The 26,079-nt window shown below is 40.1% G+C and carries 18 protein-coding genes; 6 read left to right on the top strand and 12 right to left on the bottom strand.

Annotated elements, in window-relative coordinates:
- A complete protein-coding gene (gene hutG, locus QZ562_RS04520; protein WP_293757350.1) occupies positions 1-954 on the top strand; it encodes a formimidoylglutamase in 954 nt (317 codons plus the stop codon).
- 100 nt (positions 955-1,054) lie between these two features.
- On the opposite strand, the gene QZ562_RS04515 is transcribed toward hutG, so the two are convergent.
- Positions 1,055-3,241: a penicillin acylase family protein gene (locus tag QZ562_RS04515; protein WP_293757348.1), complete on the bottom strand. Its 2,187-nt coding sequence runs from the start codon at positions 3,239-3,241 to the stop codon at positions 1,055-1,057.
- A gap of 203 nt (positions 3,242-3,444) precedes the next feature.
- Here QZ562_RS04515 and QZ562_RS04510 point away from each other — a divergent pair, with 203 nt between their 5' ends.
- Complete coding sequence (locus QZ562_RS04510; RefSeq protein ID WP_293757346.1) at positions 3,445-5,049, top strand: ABC-F family ATPase; 1,605 nt, start codon at positions 3,445-3,447, stop codon at positions 5,047-5,049.
- A 1,104-nt stretch (positions 5,050-6,153) separates the two neighbouring features.
- On the opposite strand, the gene QZ562_RS04505 is transcribed toward QZ562_RS04510, so the two are convergent.
- Entirely contained in the window at positions 6,154-6,432 is a 279-nt protein-coding gene (locus QZ562_RS04505) for a hypothetical protein (protein WP_293757344.1), read from the bottom strand.
- Between the two features lie 387 nt (positions 6,433-6,819).
- On the opposite strand from QZ562_RS04505, the gene QZ562_RS04500 reads away from it, so the two are divergent.
- The 4 genes from QZ562_RS04500 to QZ562_RS04485 all read left to right on the top strand — a co-directional run bounded on the left by QZ562_RS04500 (position 6,820) and on the right by QZ562_RS04485 (position 10,840).
- Positions 6,820-7,494, top strand: coding sequence for a nitroreductase family protein (locus tag QZ562_RS04500; protein ID WP_293757342.1), 675 nt, complete (start codon positions 6,820-6,822; stop codon positions 7,492-7,494).
- Positions 7,495-7,591: 97 nt separating this feature from the next.
- The gene (locus tag QZ562_RS04495) at positions 7,592-8,173 is read left to right on the top strand and encodes a carbonic anhydrase (protein ID WP_293757340.1); all 582 of its coding nucleotides are present in this window, start codon (positions 7,592-7,594) and stop codon (positions 8,171-8,173) included.
- Between the two features lie 603 nt (positions 8,174-8,776).
- Complete coding sequence (locus QZ562_RS04490) at positions 8,777-9,595, top strand: TIM barrel protein (protein WP_293757338.1); 819 nt, start codon at positions 8,777-8,779, stop codon at positions 9,593-9,595.
- Between the two features lie 369 nt (positions 9,596-9,964).
- Complete coding sequence (locus QZ562_RS04485; protein ID WP_293757336.1) at positions 9,965-10,840, top strand: alpha/beta hydrolase; 876 nt, start codon at positions 9,965-9,967, stop codon at positions 10,838-10,840.
- Positions 10,841-10,855: 15 nt separating this feature from the next.
- Here the strand turns inward: QZ562_RS04485 and QZ562_RS04480 are convergent, their stop codons facing one another.
- The 10 genes from QZ562_RS04480 to QZ562_RS04435 form a co-directional block, all read right to left on the bottom strand.
- Complete coding sequence (locus QZ562_RS04480) at positions 10,856-11,191, bottom strand: hypothetical protein (protein WP_293757334.1); 336 nt, start codon at positions 11,189-11,191, stop codon at positions 10,856-10,858.
- A gap of 116 nt (positions 11,192-11,307) precedes the next feature.
- Positions 11,308-11,595 carry an alpha/beta hydrolase gene (locus tag QZ562_RS04475; protein WP_293757332.1) on the bottom strand — a complete coding sequence of 96 codons (288 nt, stop codon included), beginning with the start codon at positions 11,593-11,595 and terminating at the stop codon, positions 11,308-11,310.
- Positions 11,596-11,786: 191 nt separating this feature from the next.
- Entirely contained in the window at positions 11,787-13,019 is a 1,233-nt protein-coding gene (locus QZ562_RS04470) for a sugar MFS transporter (protein WP_293757330.1), read from the bottom strand.
- 7 nt (positions 13,020-13,026) lie between these two features.
- Positions 13,027-13,503 carry a GNAT family N-acetyltransferase gene (locus tag QZ562_RS04465; RefSeq protein WP_293757328.1) on the bottom strand — a complete coding sequence of 159 codons (477 nt, stop codon included), beginning with the start codon at positions 13,501-13,503 and terminating at the stop codon, positions 13,027-13,029.
- Positions 13,504-13,853: 350 nt separating this feature from the next.
- A complete protein-coding gene (locus tag QZ562_RS04460; protein ID WP_293757326.1) occupies positions 13,854-15,407 on the bottom strand; it encodes a tryptophan halogenase family protein in 1,554 nt (517 codons plus the stop codon).
- A gap of 38 nt (positions 15,408-15,445) precedes the next feature.
- Positions 15,446-16,930 carry a tryptophan halogenase family protein gene (locus QZ562_RS04455; RefSeq protein WP_293757324.1) on the bottom strand — a complete coding sequence of 495 codons (1,485 nt, stop codon included), beginning with the start codon at positions 16,928-16,930 and terminating at the stop codon, positions 15,446-15,448.
- A gap of 22 nt (positions 16,931-16,952) precedes the next feature.
- Positions 16,953-17,984 carry a cupin-like domain-containing protein gene (locus tag QZ562_RS04450; RefSeq protein WP_293757322.1) on the bottom strand — a complete coding sequence of 344 codons (1,032 nt, stop codon included), beginning with the start codon at positions 17,982-17,984 and terminating at the stop codon, positions 16,953-16,955.
- A gap of 27 nt (positions 17,985-18,011) precedes the next feature.
- Positions 18,012-18,743 carry a SapC family protein gene (locus QZ562_RS04445; RefSeq protein WP_293757320.1) on the bottom strand — a complete coding sequence of 244 codons (732 nt, stop codon included), beginning with the start codon at positions 18,741-18,743 and terminating at the stop codon, positions 18,012-18,014.
- Positions 18,744-18,943: 200 nt separating this feature from the next.
- Complete coding sequence (locus tag QZ562_RS04440) at positions 18,944-22,039, bottom strand: TonB-dependent receptor (RefSeq protein WP_293757318.1); 3,096 nt, start codon at positions 22,037-22,039, stop codon at positions 18,944-18,946.
- An 846-nt stretch (positions 22,040-22,885) separates the two neighbouring features.
- Positions 22,886-25,867, bottom strand: coding sequence for a TonB-dependent receptor (locus QZ562_RS04435; RefSeq protein WP_293757316.1), 2,982 nt, complete (start codon positions 25,865-25,867; stop codon positions 22,886-22,888).
- Between the last annotated feature and the right edge of the window lie 212 nt (positions 25,868-26,079).

Raw genomic sequence — 26,079 nt, 5'->3', positions numbered from 1 at the left:
ATGTCTACCATAGATAAAACATACCAGTGGCAAGGCCGAGAAGATGCTGAAGAGGGTCAAAATGGTCTGCGGTGGCATCAGGTAATGAATAACCGACATCAAACCAATAGTTGCAGTTTGCTTGGTTTTGAATGTGACTTAGGTGTGGCTGCCAACAAAGGTCGAGTGGGTGCCGCAAAAGGCCCAAATCTAATACGTAATGCATTGGCTAACCAAGCTTGGCATGCAGATTGTGGTGTGTGGGATGCAGGAAATATGGTTGTTGCATCACATTTGCCCGATGCCCAAAATCAATATGCTCAGCAAATCGCAAAATGCCTTAATGAAAATTCACTTGTTATTGGCTTAGGTGGCGGACACGAAATTGCTTGGGGCAGTCATCAAGGTTTGGTTCAACATCTTGCTGCTGAACCAAACAAAAAAATAGGTATTATTAATTTTGATGCCCATTTTGATCTTCGCAATCCTTCCCAACAAACCAGTTCGGGTACTCCTTTTAGACAGATTGCTGAATATTGCCAAACTCATCATCAGCCGTTTCATTATGCCTGCTTAGGAGTAGCTGCATCGTCAAATACAGCAGCACTATTTAATTATGCAAAACAAACTAAAACTCAATATTTACTGGATATTGATTGTGCGCCTAATGCCGCTAAACAGTTGCTAACACCGATGTTAAAAGCGGTAGATGAACTGTACGTCACTGTCTGCCTTGATGCATTTCCGGCACATATTGCACCTGGCGTCAGTGCACCCAGTGGTTTAGGTATTTCAGTGGAATTTGTTATCAACATGCTACATTGGATAGCTCAGTCAGAATCCATTTTTAATTATAATTGGGGCTTGGCAGATATAGCCGAAATGAATCCCACCTATGATATTGATAACAGAACTGCAAAGCTGGCAGCAAGGCTTGTTTACGAGGTGCTTGGTTCTAAATTTAACGCCTTATAATAATAGTAAATCAAGACTTAACCCAAAGACAACATAAGTAATAATATGCCCAAAGGTCAGCAAGTGTCATTATAATTGACTAAGGTCATTATTCATTTTATTAGCGTTTACCCGGCTGATAACGCTCTACTGCGCGTTTCAACACATCTTCTTTATAGTAAGCCACATCTTTAAATTTCCCCTGGGCATAACGCTGTGCCTGGTCGTAAAAATGCTGCGATGTAGGATCACCACTCTGGCCACCTGCTAACAATGATTTCGCTTTTACCTTATCGCCAAATTCCACCACAGCCACAAAACTATTGCCACGGTAGCCATAAAGTTTTTTACTACCATTGACACTTTGGGCGCCAAAAGCTGCCAATGCACCCCATCGACCCGATGCCATGCCGATTGGAATACTTGGTTTTGTATCATCTACAGGCAAGTCAATATCGCCTGTGAGCCTTTGGAGTCTGTTGATGTCTCCCCAAGGAGTATCCCACTGACCAAAATCTGCGGTCAACTTTTGTACTGCCAGGTCAAAGATTGTTAGCCTTTCTGAGCGCAATGAATCATTACCAAAATGTTCAATTGTTTGCATAAAACTTTTACCTTCAGGGCGAGTGCCTTCAGCCAGATATTGCACACCATAATAATGTGCCAAAGACATTGCAACAGAGTCTATGGATACGCGATGATCCCATTGCCGAAGAACATTAATAGGTTCGGCTAATGCTCTGAGTGGCTTACGTGATTTGTCATATGCCCCAATAAGGCCGGAAACAAGTGTTTTAAATCCAGGTAAATAAGGGTCATAAGCCACCTCAATTAACTTATCTAGGGTAAAATCAGATTGACCTTTCAGTATGTGAACCGCATGTATGCCTCTGAAATTTTCAGGATCAGGGGCCATATAAGTTGGGTAGTCTTCCGCTTTAGGACTGAATTCACCCGCAGCAGTAAAGGGAGTGGAATTGGCATTTTGGATCCAACCATTAGCAGGATTGAGAATACTAATAGTTTCATCGACTGTGTGCAGACCATTCCAATCTGTCTTTTTGATGGAGCCATTCACTGGCTGGGAATAATCAAATTTGGGATCACGCTTAGGAATAAAGTTACCGTGATAATAAGCTATATTGCCGTCAGCATCAGCATAAACGGTATTATTTGATGAGTTGGTACGCATATCCATCATATTGCGAAATTCGTCATGATTGGCTGTTTTAGTGCGGATAAATGACTGCTGTAAGGCATTCACAGGATCCCAATTTATCCTTGTTGTCACCCATTGCCCATCCACCATATGCGTTACTGGTCCATGATGAGTGCTAAAAGTAGGGAAGGTTTTAAATTTATACGTGTCTGCATCGCGGTACTTTAAGGTTATATTTACAGTATCAACCTGCAATTCCTCACCTTCATATAAATAATATAAATCTTCGCCACGTTCAATGATGGTTTCAAGATATTCGTCCATAAAATCTACACGGGTCGAAGTGTGCATCCAACCATTTTTCTGATTAAATCCTTGGTACACAAAAAACTGTCCCCACGTCACTGCTCCGTACGCATTTAACCCTTCTTCACTAACCACATGTACTTCTGGACGAAAGTAGAAGGAAGTATGTGGATTAATCAATAACATGGCATCACCGGATTTTGTTAACTTACCTGAAATAGCAAAGCCATTTGAACCGCTAGGTTCAACCATAGCTAAATCTGGAGTATCTTGATGAACCGCTTTGTCTCCATAGAAGGCGGCTACCCCTTTCTCTGAAATTTGTTCAATATCACCACCGATTGAACCTTCAGAAAAAAACATCGGCATCCAAGGTTCAAATTTTTTCAACAAAGCCGGTTTGACGTTTGGGTGAGTAGCAAGATAATAATTAAGACCATCAGCGAAAGCATCACATAGATCTTTAAGTGCTGTAGGAGAATTTTGATAGTCTAACTTTGCTTGTTCGACAGACATAAATAAACGCGCCCGCAAGTCACTGTACAATGCTTTTTCGCCTTCCACTTCTGCTAGTCTGCCGATAGCCCAAATGTAATTGCGCTCTACCCGCTTAAAGTCATCTTCTGCTTGGGCATACAACAAACCAAATACCGCGTCTGCATCAGTCTTTCCGTAGATATGAGGCACCCCAAAATCATCGCGAATAATTTCAACTTGCTCTGCTCTGGCAGTTAATCGGTCAATTTCGCTAACAAATGGCGGTGGCGGCGGCGATACACATGCAGATACTAAAAATATGAGCGCCACCACAACAACCGATTTTAAATTAAAGCTAAGAGTCATATACAATCCATTAGAAATTTGTGCACATGATCATGCTACCAAGCAGTTTGTAAGAAGTACAATTATACCAACCTGTATAAATAATCATCAATTCGACTCGACTTTAGCGTCACATTTCCGTATGATGCGCGGCCTTTGTTTGCCCGATGGCGTTGCCACTTGGCAAACATTTCAATTAATTTTTTATTCTGGACGAGCTACTTTTGATTTCTACTGCAAATATCACCATGCAATTTGGCGCTGCGCCTTTGTTTGAAAACATCTCGGCTAAATTTGGCCACGGCAATCGCTACGGACTGATCGGTGCTAATGGCTGTGGTAAATCCACATTTATGAAAATTCTCAGTGGTGACTTAGTGCCAAGCGCCGGTAATGTTTCTATTACTCCTGGCGATAAAGTCGGCACATTAAGCCAAGACCAGTTCGCTTTTGAAGAATTCACAGTAGTCGACACTGTTATTATGGGCGATGCTAAACTTTGGAAAGTCAAACAAGAACGTGATGCCATCTACTCAAAGCCAGAAATGACTGAAGCAGACGGTATGCATGTGGCAGAGTTAGAAACTCAATTTGCTGAAATGGATGGCTACACCGCAGAATCAAGAGCAGGTGAAATCCTACTACAAGCAGGTATCGCCGAGCATTATCATTTTGGGCTCATGGCGCAAGTAGCACCGGGGTGGAAATTACGGGTTTTATTAGCCCAAGCATTATTTTCTAATCCAGATATTTTATTATTAGATGAGCCAACCAACAACCTCGATATCTACACTATCAATTGGCTTGGAGGCGTACTGAACGATCGCAAATGCACCATGATTATTATTTCTCACGATAGGCATTTTTTGAACTCTGTATGTACTCATATGGCGGATATAGATTACGGTGAATTACGCATTTATCCAGGTAACTATGAAGCATATCAGGCGGCATCGTCATTAATCCAAGAACAACTTCACACAGAAAATGCCAAGAAAAGTGCCGAGATTGATGAATTACAAGCTTTTGTGAATCGTTTCTCTGCCAATGCATCCAAAGCTAAGCAAGCTTCTTCTCGCGCTAAAAAAATGGAAAAGATTACGTTAGACGAAGTCAAATCATCCAGCCGCCGCACACCAAAAATTATGTTAAAACAGCACAGAAAGCTGCATCGTCAAGCGTTGATCCTTGAACAACTGAGCCATGAGTTTGATGATAAGCCATTGTTTAACAACGCAGACTTAATTTTAGAAGCTGGCGCAAAACTAGCAATAATTGGTGAAAATGGTGCAGGTAAAACCACACTATTACGTTGTTTAATTGACGATTTACAAGCCACTAGTGGCGTAGTCAAATGGTCCGAGAATGCCAGTATAGGTTATTGCCCACAAGACAGTACTGCTGACTTCGATACTGATCTCACCTTATTTGATTGGATGTCACAATGGCGTACGCCAAAACATGATGACTTAGCAGTACGTGCTCTTTTGGGTAGCCTGTTATTTACCGCTGACGATTTTAATAAAAAAGCCAAAGTTTGTTCTGGTGGAGAAAAAAACCGTCTATTGTTTGGTAAGTTAATGATGTCAGATATCAATGTGCTGATCATGGACGAACCCACTAACCATATGGATATGGAAGCGATAGAGGCATTAAACAACGCACTCAAAAAATTCGACGGCACGCTAATTTTTGTCAGTCATGATAGAGAATTTGTTTCGTCTTTAGCCACTCGAGTTATTGAAATTAGCGAACATGAAATCATTAATTTCCAAGGTACCTACAACGAATACCTATCAAGCCGTGAGGCTGCATTAAAAGTAGCTTAAATCTTTACCACACCTTTATTAAACAATATCAGAGGGGCAGCTGGCTTTGTCCCTCGACATTGTCAGCAGTTTAATAATGACAAACACTATTTAAGATGCTCAATAAATGTTGGCTCTACTGAAATATCTAGTTTCTCAATCTTAGCTACCTTCAAAAACTGAAACATCATATTCAATACCTCAGGTGACGAGGTAAACAGATTATGTTGTGCTTTAATAACATGAACGTGAGTCAGGTTTTTAAAGTGTGCTACTGCTTGTTTTTGTCCTTCAACATAAGTTCTTCCATCAAGCGTTCATGTCAATAATAACACCACAACCGAAGACGGCTTAGATTGGCGAAAATCATCACCAAGATTGAGTCCATTAATGACGTCGTTCAAGTGGGGTATAGGGAAATTGAGTAAGTCACCCAGTAATCCATTTTGCGCTTGCTGGCTGACTTTCTGCAGACGAGATGACGTTTACACCGATGCAACATCCATTGCCATTGTCATGGGCATTAACTTAAAACTAATTTTTCATCATTAAACGTGCTCAGCTCAAGTATTTGCGTGTCTGATTTATAGCTGTTCTGTTCTTTTCTATATCTCGGTAGATATCAAGCAACATGCCTAGATATTGATTAGAGTCGGCTACCATCATCGATGCTAAAAGTTGCATGTAATATTTTTGCAACAAAAATAGTAATTCAGTTCCGCTTTTATTGTTCAGCTTCAGCACAACCGGATTGTTTTGTAATTGGTGATGAACGAGTAAAATTCGAGGTATGATATTAGCGTAAGATTGAATTAGTTCAGGGGTGTGGTTAATTTCCTACTGCACCTATTGCACCTATTAGACCTATTGAACCTATTGAACCTATTGCAAATATAAAGCCGTATTATTCGGTAACTTAACGGTTTGATCTAACCCTTCGGCGCTGGCGATAATGACCTTATCAAGTTGTTACTAAAACAAGGATATAGCCGATAACACCAAATAACTGCCATACGCAATTCCCCAGCATGTTATTTTTACTACATTAAAATATTGACGTAAACCATTCAAGTTCCATGCATTTTATACCGTTTTATAATCCAAAATATCTGCACCTTGAATAGTTTAATCGGCTGCACAAGCAATTGCCGCTTGACGGTATCGGTTGGTAACGTCCAAAGATGATATTTTTTTTGTCAGGCTCAGTGAATAATCGAACAAACAAAATGGTATTTGTTCTGATGCTCTTATGCCTTGTTGGTCCAACGCAATAAAATCGACGTGCTCTCTAAAGGACAGCAAATAAAGAATATCGTCGCCACTTGGCATTGGCAATACCTGAGCCACCAGCCAAATAGATGATCGGTAATCACTTTTTTGTAGCTGTAGCAGGAAAACGCACATAGTTTATTCGTATAGTTTATTCGTATAGTTTACTGGTATCTTTTTTTGGTTTAGCGTTATTACGATTTTCAGTAACCAAAATAAATCCTTCAAATGCGTCAGTCTCTTAACCGTCATTCGCTTTAAATATGATGGCTTTTCCATTTGGGTTTTTAAATTACCGTTTTCCATCTCAAGTGCAGCTAATTTTGTAAAGTTCATACTCTTTGTTTTCCATAAAATGTCCTTAATTTATGGTGCAGTGCTTAAAAATATTCGACCGTGGATTTTAAAAGTCTAATCTCCAAAGCTTAGACTTTTAAAAGACTCAAACACATCTGTCATCTAGCCAAAGCTGAACATTTCAAATACATTACCTCACACCTACATTTAGTTATGGAATGAAACATGCAAAAACATGATGCCTTGCCACTAAACGATTTCATTGAGTATCCAGCAGCGGAAATGCTGAAGCGTTCAGAACAGTTTTATGCAGATATTAAACGCCGCCATAGCGTCCGGAAATTCAGTGACCGACATGTTTCCCAAGCCATTATCGAAAACTGTATCAAAGCAGCAGGCACCGCCCCCAACGGTGCCAATCAGCAGCCTTGGCATTTTGTAGCCATTCATTCACAACAAGTTAAAACACAAGTGCGCGAGCAGGCCGAGGCACTTGAAAGAGGCTTTTACCAAGGTCGTGGTGGAGACGAATGGTTAGACGCACTCAAGCCCTTGGGCACTGATTCCAATAAACCCTATCTGGAGCACGCCCCTTGGCTCATTGCTATCTTCAGCCAAAAAAATACTGAGCAGCAAGACGGTAATAAACAAAGCAACTACTACGTACACGAATCTGTAGGTATTGCGACAGGTTTTCTGATAAACGCCTTGCATCATTCTGGCTTGGTAACTCTCACCCATACACCCAAACCCATGAGTTTTTTATCTAAAATATGTAACCGTCCTGATAACGAACGCCCATATATGTTGTTGATTGTCGGTTATCCCGCAAATGATGCCACTGTGCCACAACATGCGATCAACAAAAAACCACTCAATCAAATAGTGAGCTTTCTATAGTGCTAAACCGTTAAACAAGATATGTAAGTGTTTCAGAATCATCCCATCGGATATCTAATTAAGACCAAACATTGCGGCGTACCTCAGGAGAATAGTGATGAGTAAAATTGTAGAAGAAATAACGTCAGCAAATGCTGACTATGTTGCAGGCTTTGGTGATAAGGGTAATTTAGCTATGCCTCCCGGCAGACAATTTGCCATCCTTACATGTATGGATGCCCGCTTAGACCCAGCTAAATATGCAGGGCTTGCAGAAGGTGACGCTCATGTCATTCGAAATGCTGGCGGCAGAGCCAGTGATGATGCAATTCGTTCTTTGGTTATTTCCCATAAACTACTGGGCACCAAAGAATGGTTTGTTATACATCACACTGATTGTGGCATGGAAACATTCGATAATGAAATCATGGGTAATCTTTTATCTGCTAGCTTAAAGACAGCAAGCGTGGATGCAACAGGCTGGCATGACAGCCATGATGGCGGTGGTACAACAGATGGAAAATACATTAATTGGTTAACTATCAGTGATAGTGCTAAGAGTGTTGTTGAAGATGTGATGCGAATAAGAAGTAACTCAATGGTACCCTCTAACGTGCCTATTTACGGATATATCTACGATTGTAAAACAGGTAAGTTAGATGAAATACTTGAAGCAACAGCAGCTGGTAAAACTAACTAAAGGCTAACTAAAAGCTAACTAAAATTCAACAGACCTTCATCTGGGTGAAAGGTTGAAAGAGATGATAAAGTTAAAAGAGCTAAAAGAGTTAAAAGTTGACAAAATTCGGTTTAACTTTGATATGAAAAATGGTCACCCAGTTGACTGACGTATCGTTTGCCAACGCGTATGTTAGATACAGTATTAATCTTCGTTACTTTGTCAGTAATTATGTAATCATTCCAATTAAAGTTAAAGCATTTGAGCCTTACGCAAAACTCTGGAACTCGTAAGTCAATCTATTTGACAGGGGTAGTTTTAGATGTTTTTTACCTTCCCAATGAGCTAACAGTAGGTCATTAGAGAGACACTCAGTGCAGGCTGAGGACAGCAGTTATTTTGTAGTTGTTACATTTATTACACTTGCTAATACTTTCGTTAAAAGTTAACTCTGCCACGCTTTTACTACTTTGAATTAGTCTTTAAACGGAGTCTTCAGGGTTCTAAACTTGTCAGTATCACAGGCTAATTTAATACTTTTTTAACTGCTATTATAGTTACCTATATTTAGACCTGCTTCAATGTTCCTATTGCGAAGCGGTCTTCATCACGAGAACCCTTATAATGAAGCTTAATTTTCATAAATCTTTCTGGGAAGCGCCCTGCAATGATCTGCAGGACCTACACACATTACTAAAACGCACCAGTAAAGATGGCTATGAGGGTACCGAATTATTTTTACCTTTTTTTGATATTGATACCGACATCACCCTTAAAGCCCATGCCGATCTTGGCCTCAACATAATTACCGGCATCGCAACTCAAGGTGACAACCTTCAAGCACATCTAAAAAGTATGAATGCCCAAATTGAACGCGCAGTTGAATTCTCTCCCGTACTTATTAATTCACACACAGGCCGTGATATTTTCAGCTTAGAAGAGAATTTAGTTTTATTTGAAAACGCTTTAACACTCGAACAAAAGCACAAGGTTACCATTACCCATGAAACCCATCGTTTCAGACCCACATTCAGTACATTTGATACTGAAAAAATCATCAAAGCATTACCAGAATTAAAATTAAATTTAGATATCAGTCATTGGATGGTGGTACATGAGTCTGACCTGAGCGACCAAACCTCCCGTTTGGCAACACTATTCCAACACGTTTATCATATTCATGGGCGAGTAGGTTTTGAAGAAGGGCCACAAGTCAGTAATCCTCAGGATAAACTATGGGCAGGCCATCTGGAAAACCATGTAAACTTGTGGCAGAAAGTGATCAATATCGCAAAAATAAGAGGCCATAAAAACTTTACCATTACCCCAGAATTTGGTCCTTTTCCATATGCACATGTGCAACCTAATACCCAACAACCTTTTACAGATATCTGGGCTGCAAATAATTTTATACAACAACATTTAAAAGATAATCTTATTTAATGTATTTTTATACACTTCAAACTCAGTCTCCCAGATATCGAAATAAAAAATTCAACGTTGCTGATTTTTGCTTCTGAATGAGTATGCTTATCCGCATTCCAAACAACTTTTATCTGGCAGAAACAGCGGCAGATTAAAAAAATACTCACAGTCGTTTTACATGAATCGACCTGAGCTGCCAATGATTCAAATAGAGCTAAAATAAGTAGATAAACGCACATTTATATTAATTTTAGCGAAGTTGTCACTGTGTATACGGTTTCTAAAAAAGACCAACACGTCAGTTTTTACATCAAGACAACAGCTTACACATAGCAATATATCTATATTTCGTGTCATATTTAGTATTCTAAAATCTGGGATCAAACAATGGTGATTTTTATGCATTATCGGTACTTCGTAGTCAGTTTAATTTATATTATTTCCTTAGGTATTCACGCCAAACTTCAGCAACCTCAGGCAGAACTTTACCCAAAAACCTCAGCCGAAGTGACAGTGTTATCTCATGGTAAACGTTTGCCTGCCATTTATTACGGCGCACAAGGCGAAGGACCTCATCCTACGATAATATTGTTACATGGTTATCCTGGGAATGAGAAAAATTTAGATATTGCACAGGGAATGCGAGACGCTGGGTGGAATGTGGTATTTTTCCATTATCGAGGAGCTTGGGGGGCTGAAGGTAACTTTTCGTTTGCTGGATCAGAACAAGATGTAACTGCAGTAACCCAGTTTTTACAACAACCAGATAATGCAAAAAAATTTAAAATTAATATTAAAAAAATATCCTATATAGGTCATAGCATGGGCGGGCATATGGCTGTTGCAGGGATGTTTGATAACCCTGATGTAACATGTGGTGTGGTGTACGATGGTGCTAACATTGGCGTCACATTTAAAAGTGACGATTCAAAAACTCAAGACCTCTGGGCGACGTATGCGGATTCTTTGTTTATGTTACGGGGATGGTCTGGTGCAGTATCTTCTAGAGAGTTAACCGAAAAATCAGAACAATTAAATTTAATCTCTAGAGCTCATGAAATTGCAGATCGCCCCATACTATTTATTCCTGCAGACAGTGATGTTATTCCCATTGCTGAGATAAATGCACTCGTTGACGCAATGCGCAACGTCAAAGGTAATCGTGTAAGTTACACCTTGATAAAAGACGATCACAGTTTTAATAACAACCGTTTAAAACTGCTTGAGGTAACCAAGGAATTTTTGAATGATAATTGCCGATGATAATGAATAGTACAATTATCGCAGCATGAAACAATATTGTTGATTGTTGCTTCTTGCTTCTTGATTCACAAAGAGAAACGTCTTAAAGAAGTCATCTATGTCTTCAGGCACAGGTAAATTGGGAGGGTTTGCCCAGCTAAAAGCTGCCATAGGCGCAGCATGTCTGCCAGCTTTATAGATGATAATCTGCACGGTTCCATTAGTACTTGCTATAACTGCCTTAAGACCTTCTAAGTTCCTAGAATGAACCATGTCATCTTCGCCTGTGTATATCAAAAGTATTGGGGGCTCGTCGTCATCGATGAAGTTTGTTACCACCATATTAAGAAAATTTTCAACTAGGCCAAACATGTCTTTTAGACCGGATACTTTTGGTACAAAATCACAAAGTCCATATATTCCAGCAAAGGCAGTGACAATATTAGGATTGAGCTCAAAAGCGGCTTATTATTAATTATCATCCACCATCAATGCTCCCAAGTGCGCATCTGATGAATGACCAGAAATAAATAAATTTTGGTTTTTTTATAACTGGCTATGTTTTTATAAACCCATACAACTGACTTTGCAGCATCTTCTGCAAACGTTGGGAATTTCACATCTGGATATAAGCGCGTATTAAGTGGCAACACAACATACCCCGTATTTGTCAGTGTCATAGCCACAAATTCATACTGTTTTTTAAAGCCGTCTGTCCAGCGACCAGCATGAAAAAACATGACAACAGGAAACGTTTCTCGGTCGATATTAGGCACATAAATACCTAACTTTTGACGCTCAAGTGAATCATAAGGTGCATTAACTAATACAAATTACAAAGATATGCAGGCAGCAAGGAACGTTGAAAAGATTTCTGCATATAATAACCTTTTAAAAAAAGAAACAATGTTACTGAAGATCAATGTGTTCTAGAAATGAGAAGATTTTTTGGGGGAGTTGGTTAGTTTTATCTATAACCAGTGTCAGCAATAAACCTATCACCATTAAGTGCGTACCAGCATATGTAGATATAACAAATCATGGGCACCAAAAAGCTCATCTGGATCCCTATGTTATCTGCAGCGATGCCTTGAATAACAGGGATCAATGCACCACCCACTATTGCCTGACAAATCAGTCCAGAACCTTTGGTGGTCAGAGGGCCAAGACCACGAATAGCCAATGCAAATATGGTGGGAAACATAATTGAATTAAAAAAACCAACTGACACAATTGACCACATCGCCACATCACCGGTTGTATTAATGCTAACAATAATCATAACTATGGCAATAACAGCATTGACTGCTAGGTATTTAGTGTCACTAACAACGCGCATCATTGCCGCTCCAACAAATCGACCGATCATGGCTGCACCCCAATAGTAGGCAACCATTGCACCCGCCTCGGCTGAGCTTAAACCAGCAATAGAGTTTTCGGAAAAATAACTAACCAGAAAACTCCCAATAGACACCTCGCCACCTACATATAAAAAAATAGCTAATACACCAAAAACTAGTGACTTGTGATCCCAAACACTCCCAATGGGTGTGCCGCTGATCTGCATATCTGCCAATGCAGGAAGTTTAATAAAAAAGAAAATGATGGCGACAAATACTAGTAGGACACCAATAATCAGATAAGGGCCCTGAACAGAAGAAGCATCCGTTGTAGTGGCGCCCAAAATCAATGCTGCACCAATTATAGGGGCGACTGTTGTCCCCATTGAATTAAGTGCCTGAGCCAAATTTAAGCGACTAGATGCTGTGTATTGAGGACCCATTGCAATAACATAGGGATTAGCAGCAACTTGTAAAATAGTGATACCGCTGGCTAATATAAAAAAAGAAAATAAGAACAGTTCGTACTCACCTACACTCGCCGATGGATAAAATAAAAAACAACCCACGGCAGCGGTTAGCAATCCAAACACAATGCCTTTTTGATAGCCCACCTTACCTACTAACTTACTGGCGAACGGAGACACAATAAGATATGCACTAAAAAAACAGAACTGTACCAACATGGCTTGAGTGTAACTGAGATCGAATGAGTCTTTTAAAAGAGGGATCAAAATATCGTTCAATACAGTGATAAAGCCCCAGAAAAAAAACAACAATGTCATGATAGCAAATGCAAAACGATAGTCCTGTTGACCCTCTGTGTTTGCACGTTTAGCTGAAATGTTATTATTATCCATCATCGGCTTAAGTAGACTCAACCGAGTGGTTGTACAAAATAATTTCGTTGCCTGAGCCATATCCTTTTAATACTGCTGCCCTGGAGACGTGTAAAGTCGATTTGTATAAATTCTCTGCGTAATTACCCTCTGTTGTAGTCACCATCACCGCGCTTACCCGGTAGCCGTTATCATCTACATGTTTTTTAAATCGCTCAAACGAATCTTTAATCAATCTTCGACCCAGACCACCTCCACTAAATTTAGGATCCACGGCTACTTGTTCAAGCTCAGCGATGGTTGAGTCTCTAAACCCATTTTTCACACACCATAGAATATAACCAGCAATCACCCCCTGGTGTTCAACTACATAATAAACTGCGCGTGGAAATGCATTGAAGGATGACTTAACCCACAAAACATGTTTCCGTTCATTTGGAAAACAGTTCAAATATATCTGGGCAATAGAGCCAATATCATTTTGTGTCGCATGTCTAATATTCATAGTTTTCCACCATGTAGCTTTTAACAATTTGCCTATAACCGTCTATAAAATAATGGATATCAGCAGACAACTAGCTAAGTTTAATTAGCAAAGTAGCAGTAATAAGATTGAGGTCACCCATACAATTTTTAGTGAGGTTGAAACTCGTCCCAGTAACGAATGAACCCAACCAACAGGGGTTTAGCTAACTGGGCAAGCAGCACAAATGCACCCGAGATGATGACAAGAAAAATTAAATTGACTATCCCTGCTCTTGTTACAAAAAACTCATCTCCATTGAAATACCTTGGCCTCAATTTGCTTTGCAAATTTACTCAGCTGCTAAGTGGAGTGATAGTCAAAACTTTATATCAAGTTTTCATTAAGTGACTAAAAAATTGTCGGTTAGTGGGTAAAGCACTAAGCAACTTTTCTGTGGAATGTAATGTTTCATTTCGTAATCGTTTTACCCTTAAGACTTCCTGACGTCCAAGGTCTGATTGCGCTAAAGCTGTGTGAAAGCCCATTCCATAGAGTACGTATTGTTTACTTGCAGAAGAAAATAATTCAAATCGTTGGTTCCCTTCATACAAACCGGGAACTTGAGAACGCCATAAAGTCATCGCGTCTTGCAAACTTTCAGGAATAGAGCCTGGTTGTTGATGTGCTCGCCAGTATTCACTGTCTTGGCGATTTGTAAGTACGTAGTGCAACTTTAAAAAGTCGATAATTTCCTGCCAACGCTGCAGTGTAAGTTGGTTAAATCTTTTTGCCAGTACTGTCATTGCACTTCGATTTCGCGGAAGTTGCTGACTGATCCATTCAGCTGACTTTTCAATCAATACCAAAGCTGTCGCCTCTAGTGGTTCAACAAAGCCTGCTGAGACACCAATAGCAACACAGTTTTTATGCCAAAAAGTCTCTCTGTGACCTGGAGTAAATTTAATTTTGCGAGGGGTTAATTTCTTTGTAGCAAGAAAGGGATCATTAGATACGTATTTTAGTAACGCCCGTTCTGCTTGCTCAACATCAGTAAAGTCACTGGAAAACACATGACCAATACCACGTCGATTTTGCAACGAGATATCCCAAACCCAACCACTTTTTTGTGCTGTTGCCACGGTGCACGATGCTATCGGAACATCGTCGGAAGCATGTTCCACCTGCAAAGCGAGTGCCGTGTCGTTAAACAAGATATGTTGCTTAGATTTAAAGGGGATCTGATAATGTTTATCAATCAATATGGCAGCGAACCCACTGCAATCTATGAATAGATCACCATCAACATGTTCTCCCCCCACCAGTACAATCGATGCAATATCACCATTTTCTGCGGGCAATACGTGCTCTACATGACCTTGAATGTATCGCACTCCGAGCTTTTCAACACAGTGCTGGTGTAACATGCTCACAAATTTACCCGCATTAAGGTGATAGCCATAATTCAAACCAAACGCATACTCAGGCATCTGTGAAGTTTTAGGTGCTAGGTTTTGCTGGCAAACAGTGCCTTGTGAACTCACCCAACTTTCGAAATTAAGTTCTCTTGAGGTTGCTGACCAATGTTCCGCTAAACTTACCGAGCCATAGCCAGCTGGAGCCATAAATGGATGGTAGTAATGATCACTTTCACCGTCTAACCACCCGACAAATTTAGATCCTTGCTTAAAATTAGCATCACAGCAAGACAGAAAAGTACGTTCAGATATGCCTATCTGTCGAAGCGTATCACGCATTGTGGGCCATGTTCCTTCGCCTACACCCAAATTTTTTACATCAGGAGATTCGACCAAAATAACTTCGGTCTGCTGGATGTCGATATTAGCGGTGTCTGCGTTGTTTACCGTGCAATGTTTGGCAGCAATAATACCAGCTGTTAACCAACCGGCTGTGCCGCCCCCAACAATCACTACTCGTGTTTTCATTTATTGCTTTCTCTTTGATGAATACAAACTAAGATAAACTACAAATTATCAGCCGGGCAGTAGCTTTTAATAAAGTCTGCATGTGCTGGCATTTGCGAAACAGAGTTATCTATCATCTTTCTTAATGCCATCATTTGTTGCTTCAATCCGTCTACCGGTAAAACCCGACCTGCACCATGATGTTGCTTAGGCATCAAGCCCTGCCCCATCATAACTTGTACCCAGGAATCGACCCTGAACAAGGCAACATCGTCGGGCCACGCGTAGCCGTTTTCACGGAACATTGCCATGCGGTGAACAAGAGAATCTGGAATATCCATAGTGCGATAATGTTTCCAAAACGGGCTGTCATCTCGCTGCGTTAGATGATAATGCAAAATAATAAAGTCACGAATAGTTTCAAGCTCTAACTGGGTCTCACGATTAAACTGTTCTGCCAACAAATTGGTATTGCCACCAAAAGGAAAAAACTTCATCAGCCGAAGTATTGCCGTGGTGACAAGGTGAATACTGGTTGATTCTAAAGGTTCTAAAAATCCGCTAGAAAGTCCAATGGCAATACAGTTTTTATGCCATGCTTTTTTGCGCCTGCCAGTCTTAAAACGAATTTGCCGTGGTTCGGTGATTGTTTCACCAGTAAGGTTGGCTAGTAACGTATCGCGAGCTTCATCATCAGATACAAACCGGCTGCTATAAACAATCCCGTTGCCGACCCGATTTTGAAGGGGAATGCGCCATTGCCAACCTGCTGAATGTGCGATGGCCCGAGTATAAGGACGTGGGGCTTCTACTGCTTTAGTTTGCACCGCAATGGCACTATCAGCCGCTAACCAATGACTCCAGTCATCATACTCAACGCCTAAATTGTCACCAATTAGTAATCCGCGAAACCCAGTACAGTCGATAAACACATCGCCTACTACTTGTTCACCACCTTCCAATGTAAGTGACGATATATTACCTGCTTCATCGTTTTGTATTTGTTCTATGCGCCCCTCCACTCTTTTAACACCTGCCTTTTCACTTTTCTTACGCAAATAGGCCGCATAAGCCGTAGCATTAAGATGGTAAGCAAAGTTAACAGGTTTTTTACCAATAAAAGTGGCAAATTTATTAGCTTGGGCTGCTTTTAATTCGAGACAGTAATCATCTAAGCTACCACCAAAACCCTGCGCTTTGGCTTCTAACCAAAATTCGTGAAACTCGGCCATCCAAGAACGTTGTCCAATCTCACCGAAAGAATGGAAATAGCTGTTACCCTGATGACCCCAGTTATCAAACTGGATCCCCAATTTAAAGGTTGCCTGAGTGGCGGCCATAAATTCTTTTTCGTCAATACCGATTAAACTATGAAATGCGCGCATAGTGGGAATAGTTGCTTCTCCCACTCCTACGGTGCCGATCTGGTCGGACTCGACCAAGGTAATGTCAAGTAGTTTGCCAAGACGAGTGACTAGGCTAAACGCCGTCAGCCAACCCGCCGTACCGCCCCCTGCTACAACAACTTTGGTCTTTGTATTCATGTTTATATATTGTCTCTTATCTTCATCGGTTTAAATTATTTCGTAACATTGCGCGCAAGCGCCTACTTAAATTATCGTCCATACTTGCAAATACCCCATGACTCTCAGGCGGAAGATGTGCCCGTACCTGCTCAGGATCATCAAAGATGTAATAGTCAAATAACTCCTTCCATGCCGTCTTTTCGTAAGCTGGGCGATCTCTTACACTCATCATGGCATGCATCAGCACATCCATCGGATTACCTAAATAAGGTGGGGCAGTCATCCACCAAAAATTCACCATGGCATTAAAACGGTCAAAGGCCTCAACTTCGTGCCACCACATATTCGGATAATATAAGCCATCACCGGGTTCAAGATCGACGATGTAAGCATTTTCAAGGGCCTGTTTTAAAAGTGGAAAACGTGTGAAGTCTGGTTTACTGAGATCGGCTAAAGTAACCATCTGTCCGCCAGGTGTAGGAGTGAGTGGACCTGGATATAAATTATGCACCTGATCAGGTGCAAACAGAGTAAAGCGTCGTTTACCTACCACACAACAAGCGATATTTTTAGGCTGGTCAAAATGTGCGGCGGCAACAGACTCTGTGCCTAACCAAATTTTAGCAACTGGCTGATTATGCTTAAATTCAGAGTGATCGAAAGTCAGACTATGGCTTTCACTCAGCTCAGGGAAACCTTCATCTAATCTAAGCGAATTGATATATAGATAGTCATGCTGTTCCTGAGACAATTGACTGCGAATGGTACTAAACACCTCAGGAATAGTAGTTCGCTCACTGGAATAGTTAAAACCAGTACAAGATTTGTCATAGCCAAAGCGTGCTTTTATTTCTGGTGACCCTTTGTAAACTAGCATCGGACGTTGACTATAATGCTGCTCTAATTGTTCCATTACTTTATCAGGTGATTGATGTCCCGCTTTTACCAAAGGCCAGTTTTTTACCAGTCCTTTTAAAATGACGGGTTGATCCTCTGCAAATAGCTCATCATATGGAATGGAATCTGGCGTTATGTCTTCCAGTACTCTGACTTTATTTTGTTTATTTATCACGCAAGCTATGCCTTATATCGATGAGAATTATAACATTGCCGACTTTGCATTTTTGAGTGCGATTAGCTGTTGGAAATTACCCATTGAAGCGAGTACAAAATACAAAAGACTCAGCACTCCATATTGATTGAGTTTACTTAGACTTTCACCATCCAATGTGGCTAATTTTTGTTGGTTGATCGTGTAATAATCACTAAAATTAATTTCTTCAACATTACTGAGTGTGATTTGGATCGACACAGGCTCTAGTAAGTCCATAGACTCAACCAATGTAAACAATGTCTTATCAAACTGTATTCCGCTATCGATAGTTTGTAGGGCTTTTTTGACATATTCAAGATAAGGTGCCTCTCCTCCAAATGGCAGAAAAATATCTTCACCTTGTTCAGTGTTCACTCGTGGGTCTTGCATGTCGATGCAGATAAGAGGAGCAGATGATGACTCGCCTTCGTCTTGCGCTTTTTTATAACCTAAACTAAAAGGGCCTCTGGCCAGAAGTGCCGGCACAAATCGCGTGCTCCAACCACTATCCCCAATAAATAAATTTTCGTCTTTTTCAAGACCAAGAATGGCATGTAATTGTAGCTGTTCAGTGTCGAGATCTTTATAAAATACCAACGGAAACTCTTTATGAAGTTCGCTTATTTCTGTCGCATATACCAAAGATCGGTTGACGTGCTTGTAATGACTGGATCCAGGTCGAGTATCAACCTTTACACTTTTATGATCTACATTATTTAATACGGTTGCTTTACTCATAGCGTGTTTCGCTTTACGGGTTGTATTTATAAAATTGCGTTCATTTATACTAGCATTGCAAGAAATGCTGTCGCAACGGATAAGAGTGAAACAGAATACTCATGTTTCACTCTTTGACAATAAAATTGTTTTCAACTCTTTTGTTAATTTGTATTAAGCACCTCAGTCAGAAAAACTGACTGAGGGAAAACCTTAAGTTATTAGAAGCTGTAACTTGCACTCAATACCATACGTCTGTCTGCTTCTTGAACAAAGAAGATATTATTTTTACTACGACCAAATTTACGCTGACCTTCTTCCAATAGGTTAATAACATCTAAACTAACGGACAAGTCCTCGCTCACGTCATAGCTAATGTTAACGTCAACTTGCTCAGTTTCAGACACATATACCGGGTTACGCGGACCTTTACCACGGTTAGTAGTGCTTAAAAATTCATCACGCCAGTTGTATGCAATACGGGCTGATAACCCCTCTTTTTCATAAATTAACACTGCGTTAGCCGTATCACTTAAGCCTTCTAATGCAAATTGGTCAACACTGATAGCACCACCATTATCGAAGCCAATATCACCATTAACTGTGGTGTAGTTTAATTGATAGCCAAACCCTGTTTCACCAAAGAAATGTTGCCAAGCAAATTCAAAACCATCGATCACAGCGCTTTTGTCGTTAATTGGACCCGTTACCTGAAATTGTAGTAGTGGGTCACCTGCAACTGCAAAAACATCATAAGCTGCAAACACTTCGCCTTCAAAGTTTGGATTGGTAACAGGGTCTTGGAAATCTGCAGCACCATTAGGAAAATCAGCTGGGTTTTGCAAAACTGCCGACATAGTAAACAAGTTCACTTCGGATACGTCATAACCACCAGCAGTCAATGCAGCTATTGCATCACCTGAGGTTGTTCCGGCAGCACCTGAAGTAGCATCTAGCAGTCCAAACAATGATCTTTCAGTTTGCGCGATACCCACAAAGTTTTCGACATCTTTTCTATAATAACCGATTGAAACCATACTTGAGTCGCTGTAGTAATATTCTGCAGATAAATCAATGTTTGTAGATTCAAGAGGATCCAATTGTGCATTACCTGATGCACCTGTTGCGACACCACCCAAATATGTTAAGCGCGGTGGTGGTGATATTGAAGTCGATTGAAACAATTGATCGTAAGAAGGTCGAGCTAGAGTTTTACTGAAAGAAGCACGAGCCTTAATCTCATCATTCACATCGAGGGTCAAATCAAGACTAGGTAAAAAATTAGAATAATCGTTTTTGTCAGAAATAGTTTCTACTGACGCACCTAACACGGGTAAAAAGTCGTTATCAGCTTCCCAAATTATTTGTGTAGGTAAAAACTGAATCGATGATGAAGTTACATCAGTCTGCTCATAGCGCAAACCAGCAACAATGTTTAGAGGCATCTCACCAATTTCATAATCCATCACCGCTTGAACATAAACTGAAATAATTTCTTCTTCAACTGTATTATCATCATCCGTATTGATTGAACGATCAGCTAAAGATACACCATAAGTAGGACCAACCGCGTTTAGAAGAGCAAGCGGGTCACCACCAAATGAAACGCTACCTAAGGGTATAGTTGTTCCACCTGGTGAATTCGCATCAGCTCCTTCGACACCTGAAACATCATAATCTTCAAATGCACAACCAGTACAACTTATATCGAATAAACCTTCAGGAATATCACCAGGACTGGTTACACCCCAATCTCCTAGGGCGTCAGTTGAAGCTTGACGTGTTTGTCTCATTTCGGTTGCAAGATATCCAACACCAAAATCAATTGTTACCTCATCACCAATCCATTGACCTTCAAAACGAATTTGGTCTACATCAGTTTGTTGATTAGATTTGTCTGTTTGGCTTACCTGAGACCCAATATCAGCCTTATCAAAAATTCCGTTTCCGTTACCACCTTTGATAGTGTCTTCAACTAGTATGCTTGCTGCAGGAATGGGTTGAGTAAAATCAGCAGTTTGCCAACCAGCAGTTGCGCCTGCTAAATTAAAGCGAATAACGTTAAGTCCATCAGGACCTGCACCACCACTGGTCGCCTGTGATGACGCGACATCAAAGCTTAAGCTAAGGTCATCATTCACGTTATAATCGGCATTAAAACCAAAAGATTTTAATTCATCTTTCGTCGCTAATGCTAAGTTTTGAAAGAAGAAATCTTTACCGACCACTTCATTATTTGCTCCACCAGTCTCAGAAAATTTCACTGGCGTGGACACTACTGGGTTGCCATCAAATTCAACTGAACTAAATTGTCTTGCAAACCAAATACCATCAATAAGTGATGTTGATTCTTTCTCATTTTTTGCATACGTCACATCAGCAGTCAATGTCAAATCATTCGACGGTGCAAATTGTACCGTCAGCATGGCGTTAGTGCGTTCACGATTATCTTGGTTAGTACCTAAACCGATGTTACTTGGAATGGCTAAAATCTGCCCAACGTTTGGTTCATTTATAACTGTAGCACCGGGAATAGTAAGAGAATTCAAATCATCTGCGCCATTGTATGTACGCAACTCATATACTTCAGTACTCATGTGACGACTGCCAGAATCACGTTCTTGGAATGAACCAAATAACGAAACGCCAAAAGTTGAGTCGTCGTTTACCCAATTAGTGACGCCACTCAACTCTGGAGTGACACCATCACCACTTTCATCTTTGACTGCTTTCACACCAACAGAACTGGTATTTTTACCCACCACTAAAGGTTTTAAAGTATTAATATTGATTGTTGCACCAAGGCCACCAGAACTTATTCCGGCACGGCCTGTTTTATATACTTCTATCCCACTGACACCCTCTGAGGCAAGATTTGAAAAATCAAAAGAACGACTAGTACCTGCTGCTCCTTTATCTTGTGGGTTACCAGTGATGCTGCCAACGTTGGCTGCTGGCATTTGACGACCATTGAGGGTAACCAAATTAAAGTTACCACCAAAACCACGAACGGTGACTTCTGAACCTTCACCGTTAACACGGTTGATAGATACGCCTGTAATACGTTGCAAAGATTCAGCTAGGTTAGTATCTGGGAATTTACCCATATCTACGGATGAAATAGCGTCAACAACACCTGCAGATTGTCGTTTAATATCCATTGACTGGGACAGACTGCCACGAACACCCTTAACTTGGATCACTTCGGTGTTATCTACTTCTTGTGCCACAGCGGGTAAAACTACTGCTGTGCCAAGCATGATTCCGATAGTTTGCGTTAGTAACGACTTTTTGAATATTTTATGTGTTTTCATCATATTGTTGTGCCTATGTGTGTTTTAGTATTAAGTTAAAAACAAAACGTTTACACCATGTTAAATATCTATTTGGCTTAATTTACAATTTTTTTACATGGCTGTATCTGCTAGACGATTGGCTATCGTTTTTCCTCCAGTCAATCTCCCTTCTAGGCAATAAATAATTCATCATTTGTCGTTTGATAAACACATTATCTGCCAAAAAGTGTCTGTCTGTGCAGCAGGACTTTGATAATAATTTATGCCTTCTGCGCTCAAATTAGAACATGAAGATGTTAACTTTGAACAGTCTATGTAAACTGACTGTAAAAAATATACTTGTTATTTTACTTGTAATGAGATCTACCAAGCTACTGTTTTAATTAAAATTTATTATTATTTTAAAAATAAAATTTAGAAATCTTAGTATTAAAGACGCCGATATTGTTGTATACAAAACCGATTTTGACGTAGTGTTAATTTTCTTTACATTATTGAAAACGCCGAATTAGTTGCATTTCAAACCGATTTTAACCCACTCTTAACATTTGCCATGTGCTTAACATTGTATTTACAAAAAATTAATCTCTCGAGGTCTTGTCAGTTATTCCGTTTCTAGTACAAAATAATGGTGGGTTATTTTAAACAAAATAAAAATGGAAAGTTGTGTTGCTGTGCAGCGGCTTTTATTGGTGACGTGCGAATTATAGCTGGCGCACTAGGAAGTATAATTGATGTAGTTGATCGTCAATAAGCTATGAAGACGAAGGATGTCATTTGTTTCATTCCGGGTTCATCCGGAAATGGTCTATTACGCCATAGCCCAAGGTTGTTTTACTACCAATACATTCTATGTTTATCACGAAATTAAAAACTACCGCGTAAACCTAAAGAATAACGTGCACCAGGCTGTTGAGCTAAAAGCAGTTGGTTGCTATAACGTCCGTGTTTAAGAACATTTTCTTCAGTAATATTTACCCCTTCCAGGAATACAGAAAGGTTGTCATTGACGGCATAACTAGCGCTTAAATCAAATTGTTGGTGGCTACGCACATAGGTTGGCTCAGGCCCTTGTATTTGCACCAAGGATTGTAAAAATCCATCACGATGATTCCAAGCCAGTCTGATGTTCGCTGGGCCTTTCTCGTAATAGACGATAAGATTCTGTGAGTCACTCAGGCCTGTTAAAGCAAACTTTTGCGAAATATTGCTGGGATCCAGTTTTGCATTGCTGTCTACCAGCGTCATGTTTGCCACTACTCCAAAGCCACTATCAAAATCATGCTGAATTGCAAACTCAAATCCACTTACTGTTGCCGTTTGAGCATTAATAGGAGTTGTTAAGTCAAATTCGGCTAATGTGTCTTCACTATCTGGTGCACTAGAGTCAGTTCCTGTGCTGGGATCAGTGACATCATTTATAGTCGTTTGCGTCACTGTACTAACGATAAAATTACTCACTTCCTTTTTAAAGTAACTAGCAGATAGGTAACTCATTGGATGGTAGTACCATTCAAGGGTCAGATCGAAGTTGGTAGACTCGAATGGTTTAAGGTCTGAGTTGCCTGAACTAGCTCGCAAATCACCGCCTTGACGTGTGGTATTTAACACCAAACTTGGTGATAACTGCTGCATAGTAGGTCGTGTTAACGATCGAGACACACCTAATCTAGCAATGATGTTTTCTTGCCATTCTGCTTTTATCGATATACTAGGCAACCAAGTATCATAAGACGCAGATTGCGAGATGGAACGCCCCGGTGAATTAAGTTGACCCAGTTCAGTTTGATCGAGGATCGTTAAGGCTAACAAGTCTGACTCAAATCCGGTAACCACGATATCGGTGTTTTCATAACGTACCCCATATTGTGATGTGATTTCGATATCATGCCATCGTAATCTCTGCTGCCCTTGAAGGTAGGCAGACATGACACTCTCGATAACCGTAAAAGAGTTATCGCGTATCACCGCATCAAAATTAATATCGCTAGCTGACTCCAAAAAGTTAAAAAGGGTTTCGCCATCATGTCTTAACCAACGTTTTGGTAAGAATTCACTGCCACTTATACCACTAAGAAAATCATTGCCCGCATGAAATATCGTTTGGAAATTATCAGGAATATCAGGGCGTTGAAAATAACCACAGAACGAACGATGCAGTTCATTTTTTTCCTTATCCGAAGTTTCGTTGCGTTTTGATTGTATTGAATACATAAAGCAAAATTTTATATCAATATCAGAAGTAAGTGGATCAAAAAGCGTAATATCAGTTTTTAGTTGGTCAAATTTATCTTCAATGTTCCAACCACGACGCAACATCACGTGTGCTCTACTGTTCGTCGGATCCAAATAGTCAGACACACCAGTAATATTTCCTAACGCATCAAGAACGGTTGGATTTGATGATTCGAAATCCGATATGTGTGGCAAGATTTGATCCTTGAACATAGAAAAAGAAGACCGATTGAGGTAACCGATTAACGTCAGAGCATTACCTGCACCAACACGATCTTCGGTGCTTGCCTTTGAACTAGAGACATCGAATTCTAACAACAATTTTGGATTGGCTTGCCAACTGCTATTCAATCCTAATGCACTGACACTAGAAGGCCTGTCGAAAGTCCGAGCATGAAAGTCTGTTGCATGACCTACATTTTGAGAAAGCGCAATTACAGTACCATTTTCATCAGTAACGACATCTTCTAAATTACTCGATGTAAACCAATGTCCTAAAGATGTTGAATCAGTTTTTACATTAAAGTCTGACTGTAAATAGTCGAAACTGATATCCAGATTTGATGTTGCCTTGTATTGTAAAACTAAGGTTCCACCCCTCCGAGTACGTTGGTCAAATCGAACTCGTTGGTCGTAGTTTCTGGGTACAAAAATATTCTCTGCACTAGTAGTGATTTGCTCAAGCGGAATATCAGTATTTAGCAACCAGCCGTCAATTTGTACTTCATTTATCCGTGATTTACGCGTTTGATGTGATAATGAAATCAACCATCCCAACTTATCATTACTATGGCTAAAAAAAATAGTACCTTGAGGAGTCGTTTTTCGACTGTTAGCGTCAAACGTAGCTTTAATACTACCAGCAATCTTAAAGTCCTTTGATGCCATTGGTCGCGCAGTTTTTATATTAATCACTGAACCGATTCCACCAGAAGGCTGGGATGCTGAAAAAGTTTTATCTACCGTCACCGAGGTCACCAGTTCTGATGCTATTGTGTCAAAACTAAATTCACGACCTTGATTATCCGTTGCCAATCTTCTTCCATTACTTAAAACCGTATTAAATTGTGGACCTAAGCCTCGCACAGTAACAAATTGTCCTTCACCTTCAGACCGGTCAATCGAAACCCCCGTTATTCTTTGTAATGACTCGGCTAAGTTTAGATCTGGAAACTTACCAATTTCTTCAGATTGAATGGATTCAGACACACCGATTGATTCTTGTTTAATGTCTAAGGCCCAGTCCATACTGCCGCGAATTCCTCGGACTTCAATCAGTTCAATATTCTGGGGCTCTTCGGGGTAAGTGACGATGTTATCGCCACTACCAATAAACAATTCTGCTATTTCTTGCAACAATGTTTTGTCTTCAACCACCGTATCGCGAATTGAAATACGTTTGATAGTGACTACCCCATCCCTCTCAAAAGAAGCAACCAACCCAGTATTTTTGAGCAGACTGCTCATCCCTTGCTCAATAGTAAAGCTACCTTTTAAAGAATTAGCTTGCCGAGATTGTACTTTTTCATAAGGAAAGATAATGGTGAGATCGGCTTGCTTAGCAAACTCGATTAACGAAACATCAGCATAGCTGGGGTCAATGTTGAAATCCAAAAAAGTTGGCTTAGATCGCGCCCAAAGCATCTGACTAAACAAACATAAAACCACGCAGCAACCCATCATTTTTAGGTCAGTGTTGATTATCAATGATTTTGATAAGTTTTTAAATTTCATGTATTAGACAATACGTTATGAAAGTATTTATTGAGGGTATTTATTAAAGGTATTTCAAAATTTATAAATGATGTAAAACGTTAACATGTATT

It is taken from the genome of uncultured Paraglaciecola sp., from assembly GCF_913058035.1.
Lineage (GTDB): Bacteria > Pseudomonadota > Gammaproteobacteria > Enterobacterales > Alteromonadaceae > Paraglaciecola.
Note: the sequence above shows the minus strand (reverse complement) of the source record. Positions and strands in the feature narration are given on the sequence as shown.